The 15,707-nt window shown below is 62.1% G+C and carries 14 protein-coding genes; 11 read left to right on the top strand and 3 right to left on the bottom strand.

Annotation, left to right across the window (positions count from 1 at the left end; genetic code table 11):
• Window positions 1–179: 179 nt before the first annotated feature.
• The 8 genes from AC07YV_RS09160 to AC07YV_RS09125 all read left to right on the top strand — a co-directional run bounded on the left by AC07YV_RS09160 (window position 180) and on the right by AC07YV_RS09125 (window position 7,861).
• Complete coding sequence (locus AC07YV_RS09160) at window positions 180–821, top strand: DUF1345 domain-containing protein (protein WP_102700792.1); 642 nt, start codon at window positions 180–182, stop codon at window positions 819–821.
• A gap of 76 nt (window positions 822–897) precedes the next feature.
• Entirely contained in the window at window positions 898–1,737 is an 840-nt protein-coding gene (locus tag AC07YV_RS09155; RefSeq protein WP_102700793.1) for an AraC family transcriptional regulator, read from the top strand.
• 53 nt (window positions 1,738–1,790) lie between these two features.
• Window positions 1,791–2,399 (top strand): LysE family translocator, encoded by a 609-nt coding sequence (locus tag AC07YV_RS09150; protein ID WP_102700794.1) that lies wholly within the window; start codon window positions 1,791–1,793, stop codon window positions 2,397–2,399.
• A gap of 140 nt (window positions 2,400–2,539) precedes the next feature.
• Window positions 2,540–3,565 carry a LacI family DNA-binding transcriptional regulator gene (locus tag AC07YV_RS09145; protein WP_102700795.1) on the top strand — a complete coding sequence of 342 codons (1,026 nt, stop codon included), beginning with the start codon at window positions 2,540–2,542 and terminating at the stop codon, window positions 3,563–3,565.
• Between the two features lie 145 nt (window positions 3,566–3,710).
• On the top strand, window positions 3,711–4,493 hold the full coding sequence (locus tag AC07YV_RS09140) for a sugar phosphate isomerase/epimerase family protein (protein WP_102700796.1): 783 nt from the start codon (window positions 3,711–3,713) through the stop codon (window positions 4,491–4,493).
• Window positions 4,486–5,490, top strand: coding sequence for a sugar kinase (locus AC07YV_RS09135; protein ID WP_102700797.1), 1,005 nt, complete (start codon window positions 4,486–4,488; stop codon window positions 5,488–5,490). Before AC07YV_RS09140 ends, AC07YV_RS09135 begins: the two co-directional genes overlap by 8 nt.
• A gap of 73 nt (window positions 5,491–5,563) precedes the next feature.
• The gene (locus AC07YV_RS09130) at window positions 5,564–6,862 is read left to right on the top strand and encodes an MFS transporter (protein ID WP_102700798.1); all 1,299 of its coding nucleotides are present in this window, start codon (window positions 5,564–5,566) and stop codon (window positions 6,860–6,862) included.
• Between the two features lie 21 nt (window positions 6,863–6,883).
• Entirely contained in the window at window positions 6,884–7,861 is a 978-nt protein-coding gene (locus AC07YV_RS09125) for a 2-hydroxyacid dehydrogenase (RefSeq protein WP_102700799.1), read from the top strand.
• 145 nt (window positions 7,862–8,006) lie between these two features.
• On the opposite strand, the gene AC07YV_RS09120 is transcribed toward AC07YV_RS09125, so the two are convergent.
• The 3 genes from AC07YV_RS09120 to AC07YV_RS09110 form a co-directional block, all read right to left on the bottom strand.
• Window positions 8,007–9,194, bottom strand: a complete 1,188-nt coding sequence (locus AC07YV_RS09120; RefSeq protein WP_102700800.1) for a pyridoxal phosphate-dependent aminotransferase — start codon at window positions 9,192–9,194, stop codon at window positions 8,007–8,009.
• A gap of 210 nt (window positions 9,195–9,404) precedes the next feature.
• Window positions 9,405–10,547 carry a glycerate kinase gene (locus AC07YV_RS09115; protein ID WP_102700801.1) on the bottom strand — a complete coding sequence of 381 codons (1,143 nt, stop codon included), beginning with the start codon at window positions 10,545–10,547 and terminating at the stop codon, window positions 9,405–9,407.
• A gap of 196 nt (window positions 10,548–10,743) precedes the next feature.
• The gene (locus AC07YV_RS09110; protein WP_102700802.1) at window positions 10,744–11,868 is read right to left on the bottom strand and encodes a sugar diacid recognition domain-containing protein; all 1,125 of its coding nucleotides are present in this window, start codon (window positions 11,866–11,868) and stop codon (window positions 10,744–10,746) included.
• Window positions 11,869–12,038: 170 nt separating this feature from the next.
• Between AC07YV_RS09110 and AC07YV_RS09105 the strand changes: the two genes are divergently transcribed.
• The 3 genes from AC07YV_RS09105 (at window position 12,039) to rarD (ending at window position 15,626) form a co-directional block, all read left to right on the top strand.
• On the top strand, window positions 12,039–13,349 hold the full coding sequence (locus tag AC07YV_RS09105; RefSeq protein WP_102700803.1) for an MFS transporter: 1,311 nt from the start codon (window positions 12,039–12,041) through the stop codon (window positions 13,347–13,349).
• A 184-nt stretch (window positions 13,350–13,533) separates the two neighbouring features.
• The gene (locus tag AC07YV_RS09100; protein WP_102700804.1) at window positions 13,534–14,547 is read left to right on the top strand and encodes an aldo/keto reductase; all 1,014 of its coding nucleotides are present in this window, start codon (window positions 13,534–13,536) and stop codon (window positions 14,545–14,547) included.
• A 197-nt stretch (window positions 14,548–14,744) separates the two neighbouring features.
• Window positions 14,745–15,626: an EamA family transporter RarD gene (gene rarD / locus AC07YV_RS09095; protein ID WP_102700805.1), complete on the top strand. Its 882-nt coding sequence runs from the start codon at window positions 14,745–14,747 to the stop codon at window positions 15,624–15,626.
• Window positions 15,627–15,707: the final 81 nt, after the last annotated feature.

Genomic DNA, 15,707 nt, shown 5'->3' with positions numbered 1-15,707 from the left:
ACACCACTGTCTCAATGTGGGAGCGGGCTTGCTCGCGAAGAGGCCGTCACATTCAATACCCGTGTTGATTGACAGTCCGCCTTCGCGAGCAAGCCCGCTCCCACAGGGGATCCCGGTGATTCCAAGATTGTGCTCACCTGGGCTAAGGTGATTGCATCGCCTCAACCCATCGAGCCTCCATGCCCTACCTCACCCACACCCACCCTCGCCTGTCCGCCGCCACGACGCTCGGTATCGCGGCCGGCATCCTAGTTCCGGCCGATTCGGTGATCAGCAAAATCCTCATCGGCTGGAATGCCGGTGTCTGGACTTACCTGATCCTGATGTCCTGGCTCACCGTGCGTTCAAAAGCGACCGATGTGAAACGCATCGCCGAAATTGAAGACGAAAACGCCGGGCTGGTGCTGTTGGTGGTGTGCATCGCGGCTTTGGCCAGCCTGGCGACCATCACCTTCGAACTGGCCGGTAGCAAAGACCTGGAAACCACGCGCAGACTCCTGCACTACGGCTTCACCGCGCTGACGGTGATCGGCTCGTGGCTGCTGATCGGGGTGATTTTCAGCGTGCACTACGCGCGCCTGTTTTACACCTGGGAAGGCAAAGAGCCGGCGCTGCGCTTTGCTGATGGCCTGACGACGCCCAATTACTGGGACTTCCTGTACTTCTCGTTCACCGTCGGCGTGGCGGTGCAGACCTCGGATGTCGGCGTGGCGACCCGTGATTTGCGCAAGATCGTGCTGGCGCAGTCGTTGATCGGTTTTATGTTCAACACCGCCATCCTCGGGTTCTCGATCAATATTGCGGCGGGCCTGTTCAACTGATGCCTGCACAAACGTTCTAGTCATCGCACTTCCAGCAGGCGTTAAATAGCTCGGCAATCCGTCCCGCAGGTGCAACATGAACGCTCACAACTGGATCGACCTGTCCCAGGACGCCGACACCGGCATCGAGACCCTGCGCGCGCATTTCGAAGGTCACGCCTACGACCCGCACTGGCATGACAGTTATCTGGTGGGCGTCACCGAGCAAGGGGTCCAGCAATTCAATTGCCGACGGGCCAGGCACCAGAGCACGCCGGGCAAGGTGTTTTTGCTCGAGCCAGGTGACATCCATGACGGTGACGCACCGACCGCCGACGGTTTTACCTACCGCATGCTGTACCTCGATCCGCAGTGGTTGCAGCGCGAACTCGGCACTGTGTTCGATCATGTCCCCGACAACAGCCAACTGAGTTTCGCCGCCACCTTGGCCTGCGATGCGCGCCTGGCCCAGGCCACCAGCCTGGCGTTTGAAACCCTGCATCGTGGTGAGCTGAAGATCGTCCGCCAGACCGCCCTCGACGCGTTGCTCGAGCGCCTGACCAGCCACTTGCATTGGCGCGCCCGCGATGGCCAGGACCCGCGTCTGCCGCGCGTGGCGCAGAAGGCCCGGGACTACCTGCATGCCAACGCGCAATACGACATCGGCCTCGATCAACTGGCAGTCGTCACAGGTGTCGACCGCTTTCGCCTGACCCGTGCGTTCAAAGCCGCTTACGGCATGGCGCCCCACGCGTATCTGGTGCAATTGCGCCTGGCAACCGCCCGGCGAATGCTGGCCCGAGGCGAGCAACCGGCGACGGTGGCCATGGAACTGGGCTTTGCCGACCAGAGCCATCTGGGCCGCTGGTTCGTGCGCGCCTACGGCCTGACACCGGCGCTGTACCGCAAGCGCTGCTCAAATCTTCCAGACAAGTAACGCCGGGGATTGTGAAGATCGGTTTCACTGATCTTTACCGGAGTTTGCCCGCGATGCTCTCTTCTTTCCCGACGTTACTGCCCTTCCTGCTCTTTGCCTTTGTGGCGTCCATCACACCCGGACCGACCAACATTCTGGTGCTCAGCAACAGTGCCCGATACGGCTTGGGCGCCGCCCTGCCGATTATCTTCGGCGCCTGCGCCAGTGCCGCGACGCTGGTGTTGCTGGTGGGCGCGGGCGTTGGCTCCTCACTGACGGCCTGGCCCGCGTTGCAAAACGTCATGCAATGGGTCGGGGTAGCGTGGCTGAGTTATCTGGCCTGGCAGATTATCCGTTCGCCGGCCGAAGCCATCAGCACGCAAAAAACCGGGGCTCGGCTGGGTTGGGTGGGCGCCGCCAGCCTGCAATGGATCAATCCGAAAACCTGGATGATGGCGCTGGCGGTGGTCAGTGTCTTCGCTGGAGCGGGCGAAGATCGGCTCGTCCATGTAATCAATCTTTCATGGGTGTTTTTCCTGGTTTCCTTACCCTGCCTGGGTGTCTGGGCGCTGCTCGGTGCCGGGTCGAGTCGCTGGTTGCGCTCACCCCGGGCCATGCAGCGTTTCAATCGCTGCATGGGCCTGTTGCTGCTGGGTTCAGCGTGGCTGAGCGTGCTGGCCTGAACGCCACCCGTCGGTGTTTGTTCGACAATCGACAATCCGGGGCTTGACGGCGAATTGGCTTTTGGTGTCTTCTGAAACCGGTTTCAGCGCTATCTCACGAAGCGCTCGGCCTTATAAATCCAATAAGAAGGTTTCAGACCGTGAACGATTTTTCCGCCGCCCAGCGCAGCCGCGTGACCATGCTCGACGTGGCCGAACACGCCAAGGTCTCCAAGGCCAGCGTTTCGCGGTTCATCGGCGAAGACCGCGCCCTGCTCTCCGATGCCATTGCCCAGCGCATCGAGCAGGCGATTGCGGAACTGGGCTATCGCCCGAACCAGATGGCCCGCGGCCTCAAGCGCGGGCGCACCCGCCTGATCGGCATGCTGGTGGCCGATATCCGCAACCCTTATTCAATTGCCGTGATGCACGGAGTGGAAACCGCTTGCCGTCAGCACGGCTATAGCCTGGTGGTGTGCAACACCGACCGCGACGATGAGCAAGAACGCCAGCACCTGGCCCTGCTGCGCTCGTACAACATCGAAGGCCTGATCGTGAACACCCTCGGTCATCACCGTGACGAATTGCACGAACTGCACCGGGAAATGCCCCTGGTGCTGGTGGACCGCAAGGTCGAGGACCTGGAAAGCGACATGGTCGGGCTGAACAACCCGGCCGCCGTCGAGATGGCCATCGTCCATCTTGAAGAACGCGGTTACCGCGATGTGTTGATGGTGACCGAACCCTTCGATGGCACCAGTTCGCGGATCGAACGGGTCGGCAGTTTCAAGGCGCAAATTGCCCTGCGCCCGGCCCTCCATGGCAGCCTCATCGAAACCGGCAGCGAACTGACCGTACAGTTGAAATCCTTTCTCGACACGCCTGGCCCGGGCCCGAAAGCGCTGTTTTGCGCGAACGGGATTGCGGCGCTGGCCTGCACCCATGCGTTGCGTGAACTCAAGTGCAACCTGTTCGAGGATGTGGGCTTGATCGCCCTCGATGATTTGGATTGGTATCCGTTGGTGGGTAGCGGGATAACCGCGCTGGCCCAGCCGACCACCGAGATTGGCGCCAGTGCGTTTGAGTGTTTGCTCAAGCGGCTGCGGGGGGATGACGGGGCGGTGCGGACGCTGGATTTTTCGGCGCGGTTGATTGTCAGGGGGGCGACCCTTGGAAACTCTCGGTGAATGTTCCGGCCTCTTCGCGGGCAAGCCCGCTCCCACATTTGGAATGCATTCCCCTGTGGGAGCGGGCTTGCTCGCGAAGGGGCCATCAAGAACACCCACTATTTTTTTGAACAAAAATGAAACCGGTTTCAGAGGTAAAACAACAATGAACAAACCCGCCGTTTCCATCAGCCTCTCCAGCTACGGCGCCGACCTGGTGCGCCAGCGTGGCCAAGGCAGTTTTATCGAAGTACTGGCCGCCGCCGGCGCCACGCGCATCGAGTGGCGCGAAGAATTACTGACCATTGAGGACCCCGTTCAACTGGCCAATGCCACTCAGGCAGGAGGCCTGGAAAGCGTGTATTCGTCGCCAATGGAACTCTGGTTGGCCGGACAATCCAGGCCCAATCCAGAACTGATCGCCGCCCTGCAACGCGCCCAGGCGTTTGGCGCCAAATGGTTGAAAGTGTCGCTGGGCTATTTCACCGACAACTGCGACCTGCACGCCCTCGCCCGGCTGCTGGATGCCAGCCCCGTGCAGTTGCTGGTGGAAAACGACCAGACCCTGCACGGTGGCCGCATCGAACCCTTCCAACGCTTTTTCACTGAGGTCGAGCAACACCACTTACCGATCAAAATGACCTTCGACATCGGCAACTGGCACTGGCAGGACCAGTCCGCCGCCAGCGCTGCGCGCCTTCTCGGACGCCACGTCGGCTATGTGCACTGCAAAGCGATTACACGTCGCGCCGACGACAAGCTGGTCGCCATCCCGCCGACCGCCAGCGACTTGCATCGGTGGGAACAGCTGCTGCAGCACATGGCCCAAGGTGTCATGCGGGCCGCGGAATATCCGCTGCAAGGCGATGACCTGGTGCAACTGACCCGCGAACACGTGGCGGCCCTCGCCCGCCTCGGCCAGTCGCAACGGGAGAGTGCTCATGTCTGAGATCGATATTCTGTCCTTCGGCGAGACCATGGCGATGTTCGTCGCCGAGCAGGCGGGTGATCTGGCCAGCGTTGGCGCTTTCCACAAACGCATCGCCGGGGCTGACAGCAACGTCGCCATTGGCCTTTCCCGACTGGGCTTCAACGTGGCATGGCTGAGCCGGGTCGGTGCCGACTCGTTGGGCCGGTTCGTGGTCGACACCCTGGAAAAAGAAGGCCTGGACTGCCGCCACGTCGACATCGACACCGCCCACCCGACCGGTTTTCAACTCAAGTCCCGCACCGACGATGGCAGCGATCCGCTGGTCGAGTACTTCCGCCGTGGTTCGGCGGCCAGTCACCTGTCGCCGCACTCGATCGTGCCCGAGTTGCTCAAGGCCCGGCACCTGCACGCCACCGGCATTCCCCCGGCGCTGTCGGAGTCGGCGCGGCAGATGTCGTTCGAGTTGATGACCCGTATGCGCGAGGCCGGGCGCAGCGTGTCCTTCGACCCGAACCTGCGCCCGAGCCTGTGGGCCAGCGAACGACAAATGATCACCGAGATCAACCGCCTCGCCGCCCTCGCCCATTGGGTGCTGCCGGGGTTGAGCGAAGGTCGCTTGCTGAGCGGATTCGAAGACCCGGCCGACATTGCCGCGTTCTACCTCGACCAGGGCGCTGAAGCCGTGGCGATCAAGCTTGGACCCCACGGTGCTTACTACCGCACCCATATTGATCAAGGTTTCGTCGCTGGCGTGCCGGTGGCCACGGTGGTCGATACGGTGGGTGCCGGCGATGGCTTTGCCGTCGGCATGATCAGCGCGCTGCTGGAAAACCAGAGCTTTGCCGAGGCCGTGAAACGCGCCAACTGGATTGGCAGCCGTGCGGTGCAGAGCCGGGGGGATATGGAGGGGTTGCCGACCCGGCCTGAAATGGCCAGCGAATTCGAGGCCGTCTTCGCGAGCAGGCTCGCTCCCACCTTGGATCGGATTTGTGGGAGCGAGCCTGCTCGCGAATAGGCCAGCACAGTCACTGAAGATCTAAACACCGTTACCTGCTGCGACAAAAACAACAAGCTCAGGAGCACCACTCATGAAAACCGCAACGCTCGCCACCCGCCGCTGGTGGTACATCATGCCCATCGTGTTCATCACCTATAGCCTGGCGTATCTGGATCGCGCCAACTATGGTTTCGCCGCCGCGTCCGGCATGGCGGCGGACCTGATGATCACGCCAGGCTTGTCGTCGATGCTCGGCGCGCTGTTCTTCCTCGGCTACTTTTTCTTCCCGGTACCCGGCGCGATCTACGCGCAGAAACACAGCGTGAAGAAGCTGATTTTCGTCAGCCTGATCCTCTGGGGCAGCCTGGCGACCTTGACCGGGATTGTCTCCAATGCCTACTGGCTGATCGTCATTCGCTTCATGCTCGGCGTGGTCGAAGCGGCCGTGATGCCGGCGATGCTGATCTACCTGTGCCATTGGTTCACCCGCGCCGAACGCTCGCGGGCCAATACCTTCCTGATCCTCGGCAACCCGGTGACCATGCTTTGGATGTCGGTGGTCTCGGGCTATCTGGTGCAGCACTACAGCTGGCGCTGGATGTTCATCATCGAAGGTTTGCCCGCAGTGTTGTGGGCATTCATCTGGTGGCGCCTGGCCGATGATCGTCCATCACAGGCCAAGTGGCTCAACGATCAGGAAAAGCAGGATCTGGAAAGCGCATTGGCCGCCGAACAGGTCGGCATCAAGGCCGTGAAGAACTACGCCGAAGCGTTCCGGTCACCCAAAGTGATCATCCTGGCCCTGCAGTTTTTCTGCTGGAGCATTGGCGTGTACGGTTTCGTCCTGTGGCTGCCGTCGATCCTCAAGGCCGGCGCGCAGATGGACATGGTCCAGGCCGGCTGGCTGTCGGCGCTGCCGTACCTGGCGGCGGTGATCGGCATGCTGCTGGTGTCCTGGGGTTCGGACAAGCTGCAAAAACGTAAACGTTTCGTCTGGCCGCCACTGCTGATTGCCTCGATCGCCTTCTATGGCTCCTACGCCTTGGGCGCCGAACACTTCTGGTGGTCCTACACCCTGCTGGTAATTGCCGGCGCCTGCATGTACGCGCCGTACGGCCCCTTCTTCGCGATCATTCCGGAGATCCTCCCGGCCAACGTCGCGGGCGGCGCCATGGCGCTGATCAACAGCATGGGCGCCCTTGGCTCGTTTGGCGGGTCCTATCTGGTCGGTTACCTGAACAGCTCCACCGGCTCCCCGGGTGCGTCGTACCTGTTGATGAGCGGCGCGTTGATGTTCTCGGTGGTATTGACGATTTTCCTCAAGCCCGGCGCCAGCGACCGGGAGCGGCCCTCGGCCACGTTAACGCGCGCCGCCGCGGCACACTCCTGAATTGAAATCGAGGTCTCGAAGATGAAAAAGCAGGTCGTTCTCTACAAGAAACTCTCGCCGCTATTGATGGCTCGCTTGCACGAGCAGGCTGAAGTGACGCTGATCGAAAACCTTGATGCCGAGGGCCTGGCCAAACTGCGCGATGCCCTGCCCCGCGCTCACGGTTTGCTCGGTGCCAGCCTGAAGCTGGATGCCGAACTGCTCGACCTGGCGCCCGACCTTCAAGCCATTGCCAGCGTCTCGGTGGGCGTCGACAACTACGACATCGACTACCTCACCGAACGGCGAATCCTGCTGAGCAACACGCCGGATGTGCTCACCGAAACCACCGCCGACACGGGTTTTGCGCTGATCCTGGCGACTGCCCGGCGGGTGGTGGAACTGGCGAATCTGGTTCGCGCCGGCCAATGGAACCGCAACATCGGCCCTGCGCACTTCGGCAGCGACGTGCACGGCAAAACCCTGGGCATCATCGGCATGGGCCGTATTGGCGAGGCCCTCGCGCAGCGCGGGCATTGCGGGTTTGGCATGCCGGTGATCTACCACAGCCAGTCACCGAAACCGGCCGTGGAACAGCGCTTCAATGCGCACTATCGAAGCCTGCCGGAACTGTTGCAACAGGCCGATTTCGTTTGCCTGACGTTACCGCTGACCGCTGAAACCCAAGGGCTGATCGGCGCAGAGCAGTTCGCCCAGATGCGTCCCGAGACCATCTTCATCAATATTTCACGGGGTAAAGTGGTGGACGAAGCGGCGCTGATCGACGCCTTGCGCACGGGGCGGATTCGCGCGGCGGGGCTGGACGTATTCGACCGCGAACCCTTGAATCAGGACTCGCCATTGCTGCAGTTGAACAACGTGGTGGCGACACCCCACATCGGCTCGGCCACCCATGAAACACGGGAGGCCATGGCCAGGTGCGCGGTGGACAACCTGTTGGCGGCACTGGCCGGTGAGCGGCCGGCCAATCTGGTGAATGTTGGGGCGTGGAAGGTCTGAGGTATTCGGCGCCTGTCAGGCAGCCTTCGCGAGCAAGCCCGCTCCCACAATGGATTTGCTGTGAACACAGTACTTGTGAACAATAAAGATCAAATGTGGGAGCGGGCTTGCTCGCGAAGAGGCCTGCACAGGCAACACAAATCCTTCAGGCCCGCCGCACCTCCAGCAGATCCGTCGCACACAAAGCAATGCGCCGGCAGGCATCAGCCAGCTTCAGCTGATCCACCACCAGACCGATGCGGATATGCCCCGCCGCACTCGGCCCGAAAGCTTCACCGGCCAGCACCGACACGCCATAGCCTTCCAGCAGTCGCTCGGCGAAGCGCTGGGCCGACAACCCGGTCTGGCGCACATCGACCATCACGAACATTCCGCCGTCCGGGCGTATCGGCTTGAGTCCCGGGCATTGCCCCAGGCTTGCACACACCAGGTCGCGGCGCTGGCGATACTCTTCACGCATCGAGGCCACTTCGGGCAGGTCCCGGTCCAGCGCCAACTGCGCAGCGTTCTGCACGAAATCCGGAATGCCGAACAGCATGCTCAGCGACAAATTGACCAGGTGACCCGCCATGGGTTTGGGCCCGATCACCCAGCCCACCCGCCAACCGCTCATGGCGTGGGACTTGGACAGGCTGTTGATCGTCGCGGTGCGCTCGGCCATGCCAGGCAGACTCGCCGGACTGATGTGCTGGCCTTCGAACAGCAGATCACTGTATACCTCGTCGCTGATCAGCCACAAATCGTGACGAATGCACAGCGCCGCCAGCTCTTGCCAGATGGCGAGTGACAAACTGGCGCCGGATGGATTGTTCGGACTGTTGAGCAGTATGGCGCGTGTCCTGGGCGTGATCCGCGCCGCGACATCCAGCGGGTCGACGCGAAACCCGTTCTGCGGGCGCACGGGCACCGGGACCACGGTGGCCGCACACGCGCCGATCACGCCTTCATAGGTCACGTACATCGGCTCGGCGACAATCACTTCATCGCCCGGGTCGAGCAGGCACTGCGCCACCGAATACACCGCGCACTGCGCCCCCGGAAAGACGATCACGTGTTCGCCATCCACCACCTGGCCACTGCGTTGCCGATGCCGGCGGGCAATGCTGTCGCGCAGCCCACGACTGCCGCGCACTTCAGGATAGTGCGTATCACCGGCCAACAGGCTGGCGATGGCGGCCTGGACTATGGGTTGCGGCGTATCGAAGTCGGGGTCGCCGATGGACAACAGCAGGACGTCGACGCCCTGTTCGCGCAATTGCAGCGCTCGATCGTGAATCTGCCAGGCCGCCGCTCCGTCACCGGCGATTCGTTGGGTCAAGGCTGAGTAGCGCATGTCGTTCTCCAGTCGCGCGGGTGCTCCAAGCCACAACCCTATCTCAAATCACGAATCGCGCCAGCATGGCGTTTCAAATCCAACCTCAAAATTGCCATCGGCGCATTTGTGGCGAGGGAGCTTGCTCCCGTTCGGTTGCGCAGCAACCGCCATCGAATGGGGCCGCTGCGCAGCCCAGCGGGAGCAAGCGCCCTCGCCACAGAAAAACCCTCAGTCGCAGCGAACAGCCATCCGCCAGACACGCGCGATGTCGGTTGCCCGCTCACGCAGCAAGCGCGGCGCCTCGGCGCAGGCCTGTTCCAGGGTCATCGGCCCGCTTGCCAGGGCAAACGCAGCGTCGATGCCGTGCTCATAAAGCGCCTGATACCCCTCACCCAGCGTGCCGGCGATGACGATGACCGGCACGGCGTGCTGCCGGGCCACGCGCGCCACACCGAATGGCGTCTTGCCGCGCAGGGTTTGCGCATCGAAACGCCCTTCGCCGGTGATCACCAGATCGGCGCCTGCAACCGCCTCGGCGAGGCCCACCAGTTCGCCGACCACCTCGACCCCGGCCTTGAACTGCGCGCCCAGGAACGCCTTGGCGGCAAACCCCAGGCCACCCGCCGCGCCACTCCCCGGTTCGTCGCGAACGTCGTTGCTTAAAGCGGCCGCGCAATGGTCGGCAAAGTGCCCCAGCGCCTGGTCCAGTTGTTCGACTTGAACGGGCGAGGCGCCTTTTTGCGGGCCGAAAATCACCGAGGCGCCGTGGGGGCCGCACAGCGGGTTATTGACGTCGGCGGCGATGTCGAAGCGCACCTGCGCCAGACGCGGATCGATGTCGCTCAGGTCCACGCGGGACAATTGCGCAAGGGCGAGACCGCCCGGTGACAGGGTCTGTCCCTGAGCGTCCAGCAACTTAACGCCCAAGGCCTGCATGGCACCGGCGCCGCCGTCGTTGGTCGCGCTGCCGCCAATCGCCAGGATCACCCGTTGTGCACCGGCATCCAGTGCGGCACGGATCAATTGCCCGGTGCCGAAGGTGCTGCTGATGCACGCGTCGCGCTGCGCCACCGGGACCAACTGCAAACCGCTGGCCTCGGCCATTTCGATGATTGCGGTGTGGCTCTGCGGCAACCAGCCCCAGGCGGCCTCCACCGTGGCCCCCAGCGGACCGCGAACCAGGGTGCGACGCAGTTCGCCTTCGCAGGCGGCAAGAATCGACTCGACAGTCCCTTCCCCGCCGTCGGCCATCGGGCATTTGATCAGTTGGGCATCAGGCCAGACCTGCGCCAATCCCAGGGCAATGGCGTCGGCTACGCCTTGAGCGCTGAGGCTGTCCTTGAACGAGTCGGGGGCGATCACGATTTTCATGGGAATTCTCCAGTTCCAATGCCCACATGCTGCCAGCCGCCATGAACAATAACGCCGGTCCGCTGCACAAGCGGCAAAGAGGATTATTGTTCATTTCCACAAACCGGTGTTCACACCGACCCTGTAGGAGCTGCCGCAGGCTGCGATCTTTTGATTTTAAAAATCAAGATCAAAAGATCGCAGCCTGCGGCAGCTCCTACAGGGGGCCTGCTTCGGTTTGCGGGAGGAGTTGGACGCCGAGGTACAACGCGAGCATGCCGTCCAGTCGCAGCGGGTCGACGCCGCTCAGCTCGGCAATCCGCTCCATGCGATAACGCAGGCTGTTGCGATGAATGCCCAGCGCATCGGCGCAGGCCTGGCTCTGGCCGTCGTGTTCACACCAACTGCGCAGGGTCGCCAGCAACTGACCATTGCTGTCCTTGGCAATGACCTTGCGCAGCGGGTTGAGCAATTCGTCGAGGGCGTCGTCGTTGCGGTGGCGCCAGAGCATCACCGGCAGCCGATAGCGGTTGAGCGTCAACAGCCGGGAGCGCGGCAACACTTCGCGCCCGTAGGCCAGCAAGTCACCGACCCGGCGATAGCAGCGACGCAACCCCGCCAGCCCATCGGCTTGCCCACCGACGGCAATGCGCAGGATGTTCCAGCCGAGGCCGTCAAGCTTGTCCAGCAAGCGCTCGTTCTCCACCGACTGACTCGCCGGCCGACACCAGAGCAACGAAGTTTTGGCCGAGCTGACGCACCAACTGTCCGGGTGGCGGGTGGTCAACCAGGCACTCAGTGCCTCGACGGTTTGCCCCGCAGCGTGCTCCAGGCCCAGTTCGAACAGGTACGGCACCCGGGTCATTTGCGGCTTGAGGCCCAACTGCTGCGCTTCATCGATCAGCCGCGGAGAATCCCCGGCTTCGCTGAGCAGCAGCGCCAGCAGATCGTCACAACGCTGGCGCCGCCATTGCTGTTCGGCCTGCTGGTTGCGCTGGCCCACCAGCATCTCGGCGGTCATGCGCACCAGTTCGGCATAGGTGCGCAGTTGCTCGGGTTCGCCGGTGATACCCAATACGCCGATCAGGCGCTGATCGAGCAACAGCGGCAGGTTGATGCCCGGCTGCACGCCCTTGAGATGAATCGCCGTCTGCGCATCGATCTCCACTACGCGGCCGTTGGCCAGGACCAGTTGCGCGCCTTCATGCCGGGTGTTGACCCGCTCCGGTTCGCCGCTGCCCAGGATCAGGCCCTGGCTGTCCATGACGTTGACGTTGTACGGCAGAATGGCCATCGCCCGGTCGACGATGTCCTGGGCCAGGTCGTGATCGAGTTCGAACATGCAAGTGATCCTTGAAGACGGTGATGGAACGGGTTGTTCACCCGCACAGGCCTTGGTTGCAAACCCTGTGCTCAGGCACAAAGACAGCCACCCTGAGGGTGGTCGAGACTCTCTGGGCGATCAACGTTACCCTTTGCATCGCAAAAAATCATAATAAAGAGAGAGCCGCCATGACACAGAGCGCCGTAGCGTCCGAGGCCATCGCTGACGACAAAAACGCCGTCTACAAGCGCATCACCCTGCGTTTGATCCCCTTCATTTTCATCTGCTACCTGTTCAACTACCTCGACCGGGTCAACGTTGGATTTGCCAAGCTGCAGATGCTCGACGCGCTGAAGTTCAGCGAAACCGTGTACGGCCTGGGCGCCGGCATCTTCTTTATCGGTTACGTGCTGTGCGGCGTGCCCAGCAACCTGGCCTTGACCAAATTCGGCCCACGGCGCTGGATCGCGCTGATGATGATGACCTGGGGCACGCTGTCGACCTGCCTGCTGTTCGTCACCACGCCCACCGAGTTCTATACCCTGCGCCTGTTCACCGGTGCCGCCGAAGCCGGGTTCTTCCCGGGCGTGGTGCTGTATCTCTCGCAGTGGTTCCCGACCTTCCGCCGTGGCCGCATCATGGCGCTGTTCATGTCGGCGATCCCAGTCTCCGGCCTGCTCGGCAGCCCCTTCTCCGGCTGGATTCTCAATCACTTCGCCGCCGGCCAGGGCGGCCTCGCCGGCTGGCAGTGGATGTTCCTGCTGCAAGGCATTCCGACCGTGATCCTCGGTGCACTGGCTTATTTCCTGCTCAGTGACAGTTACGCCAATGCGAAATGGCTGACCCCCTTCGAGCGTTCGGTGCTGGAAGCCGACCACGCTGAAGACCTGATCAACAAACCGAAAACCACGACGGATTCGCTGCTGGCGGTGTTCAAGAACCCGGCGATCTGGGCCTTCGGCCTGATCTACTTCTGCATCCAGAGCGGCGTGTACGCGATCAACTTCTGGCTGCCATCGATCATCAAGAACCTGGGCTTCAGCGATAACCTGGTGATCGGCTGGCTCAGTGCGATTCCGTACCTGCTGGCGGCGGTGTTCATGCTGGTCGTGGGCCGCTCGGCGGACCTGCGCAAGGAGCGTCGCTGGCATCTGGTGGTGCCGATGCTGATGGGCGCGCTGGGGCTTCTGATCGCGGTGAACTTCGCTGCCAACCCGGCCATTGCGATTCTCGGCCTGACCATCGCCACCATGGGCGCCCTCACCGGCCTGCCGATGTTCTGGCCGGTGCCGACCGCCCTGCTCAGCGCCGGCGCTGCCGCCGGTGGCCTGGCGCTGATCAACTCGATGGGCCAGATGGCTGGCTTCCTCAGCCCGTACCTGGTGGGTTGGGTCAAGGACAGCACCGGTTCGACCGATGCGGCACTGTACCTGCTGGCGGGTGTGATTGTCTGCGGCAGTCTGCTGGCGTTGCGCATGACTCGTACGTTGCGCGCCTGATCCCCACAAATCCGGTGTGGGAGCGGGCTTGCTCGCGAAGGCGGTGGGTCAGACAACAATATTGTCGACTGATCCACTGCCTTCGCGAGCAAGCCCGCTCCCACATTTGATTCGATTTGCGTTTGCTCCAGGGTGCTGTTCTGGTATCTGATTGAGCCTTTCCCACCGGTAAAAGGATTTGCTCATGAGCTATCGCACACTGGGTCATTCGGGTCTGCAGGTGTCCACCCTGACCTTGGGTACCATGATGTTCGGCGAACAGACCAGTACCGAAGACTCCCTGCGGATCATCGACAAGGCCTGGGACCAAGGCATCAATTTCATCGACACCGCCGACGTCTACACCAACGGCCGTTCCGAGGAAATCGTCGGCGAGGCCATCGCCAGCCGCCGTCATGAATGGGTGCTGGCCACCAAGGTCGGCTTCGGCCCCGTGGACGGTGTGCCCAACCGCAGCGGTCTGAGCCGCAAGCATCTGTTCAACGGTATCGACGCCAGCCTGACGCGCCTGGGCACCGACTACCTCGACATCTACTACCTGCACCGTGAAGACCACAACACGCCGCTGGACGTCACGGTATCGGCCATCGGCGACTTGATTCGCCAGGGCAAGATCCGCTATTGGGGCCTGTCCAATTATCGTGGCTGGCGCATCGCCGAAGTGATTCGCGTGGCGGACAGGCTCGGGGTTGACCGGCCGGTGATCAGCCAGCCGCTGTACAACATCGTCAACCGCCAGGCTGAAACCGAGCAGATCACGGCGGCGCAAAACTACGGTCTGGGCGTGGTGCCCTACAGCCCGCTGGCGCGCGGGGTGCTCAGCGGCAAATACGCACCGGATGTGAAACCGGACGCCAACAGCCGTGCCGGTCGCCAGGACAAACGCATCCTTGAGACTGAATGGCGCGTCGAATCCCTGCGCATCGCCCAGCAGATCCAGCAATACACCCAGGAGCGCGGCGTCGGCATCGTCGAGTTCGCGATTGCCTGGGTGCTGAACAACAACGCCGTGACCTCGGCCATTGTCGGGCCGCGTACCGAAGCGCAATGGGACGCCTACACTAAGGCGCGGGCGGTGAAGATCACGGCCGAGGACGAGGCGTTCATCGATTCGCTGGTGACACCGGGGCACGCGTCGACACCGGGGTTCAATGATGTGAGCCATTTTGTGTCCGGGCGTAAACCGCGCAATAGCTGATCTACCCTTTCCCATGTGGGAGCGAGCTTGCTCGCGATAGCAGATTCACATTCAACATCAATGTTGGCTGGTGTACCGCTATCGCGAGCAAGCTCGCTCCCACAGGTTCCGTGTTGATTGATCGGTCAATATTCGTCTGAAAAAACACGTATCCTCTGCGCCCGTTTCACTCTCACTCAAAATCACGCGAGGACAGCTTGTCTAAAGGTATCGCTCTATCGGTTTCAGCCTCGGTGCTGTTTGCCGTCATGTATTACTACACGTCGCTGCTCACCCCCTTGAGCGGCGTGGAAATCTTCGGTTGGCGCATGCTGCTGACCGTGCCGTGCATGACCGTGTTCATGGTGGTGTCCGGCGAGTGGAAGCGCGTGCTGGAGATCGTGCGGCGCGCCAAGGCCGATCCGAAGCTGATGGGCGCGCTGATCGCCTCCTCTGCCCTGCTCGGCGTGCAATTGTGGCTGTTCATGTGGGCGCCGCTCAACGGCTACAGCCTGGATGTGTCCCTCGGTTACTTCCTGCTGCCGCTGACCATGGTGTTGACCGGGCGGATCGCCTATGGCGAACGCCTGTCGTACCTGCAAAAAGTCGCCGTGGTGTTCGCCTGCCTGGGCGTGGTCAACGAGGTGTATCAGGTCGGTGGTTTTTCCTGGGCGACCTTGTTGGTCTGCATTGGTTATCCGACTTACTTCGTTCTGCGCAAACGGCTGGCAGCGGACAACCTTGGCGGCTTGTGGCTGGACATGGCGTTGACGCTGCCCGTGGCCTTCTGGTTCGTTCAGAGCGGTGCACAGGGTTTTGGCGTGTTTGACCAGCATCCATGGTTGTCGCTGTTGATCCCGCTGCTCGGCGTGATCAGCGCTTCAGCGCTGGTGGTCTACATCATTGCCAGCCGTCTGCTGCCGTTCAGCCTGTTCGGCTTGTTGAGCTACGTCGAACCGGTGTTGCTGCTGGGTGTGGCGCTGCTGTTGGGAGAGAGCATCAAGGCCGGCGAATGGCTGACCTACATCCCGATCTGGATGGCGGTGCTGGTGCTGGTGTTTGAAGGGTTCAAGCATCTGGTGCGACAGCGCAGGCCTTAACCACCGACACAAAACAATGTGGGAGCGAGCTTGCTCGCGATAGCGGTTGTACATTCAACATCAATGTTGACTGACACACCG

Source organism: Pseudomonas sp. GW456-E7 (assembly GCF_059424105.1).
The sequence above is the reverse complement of the archived record's forward strand: the minus strand, read 5'-3'. Positions and strand labels throughout refer to the sequence as shown.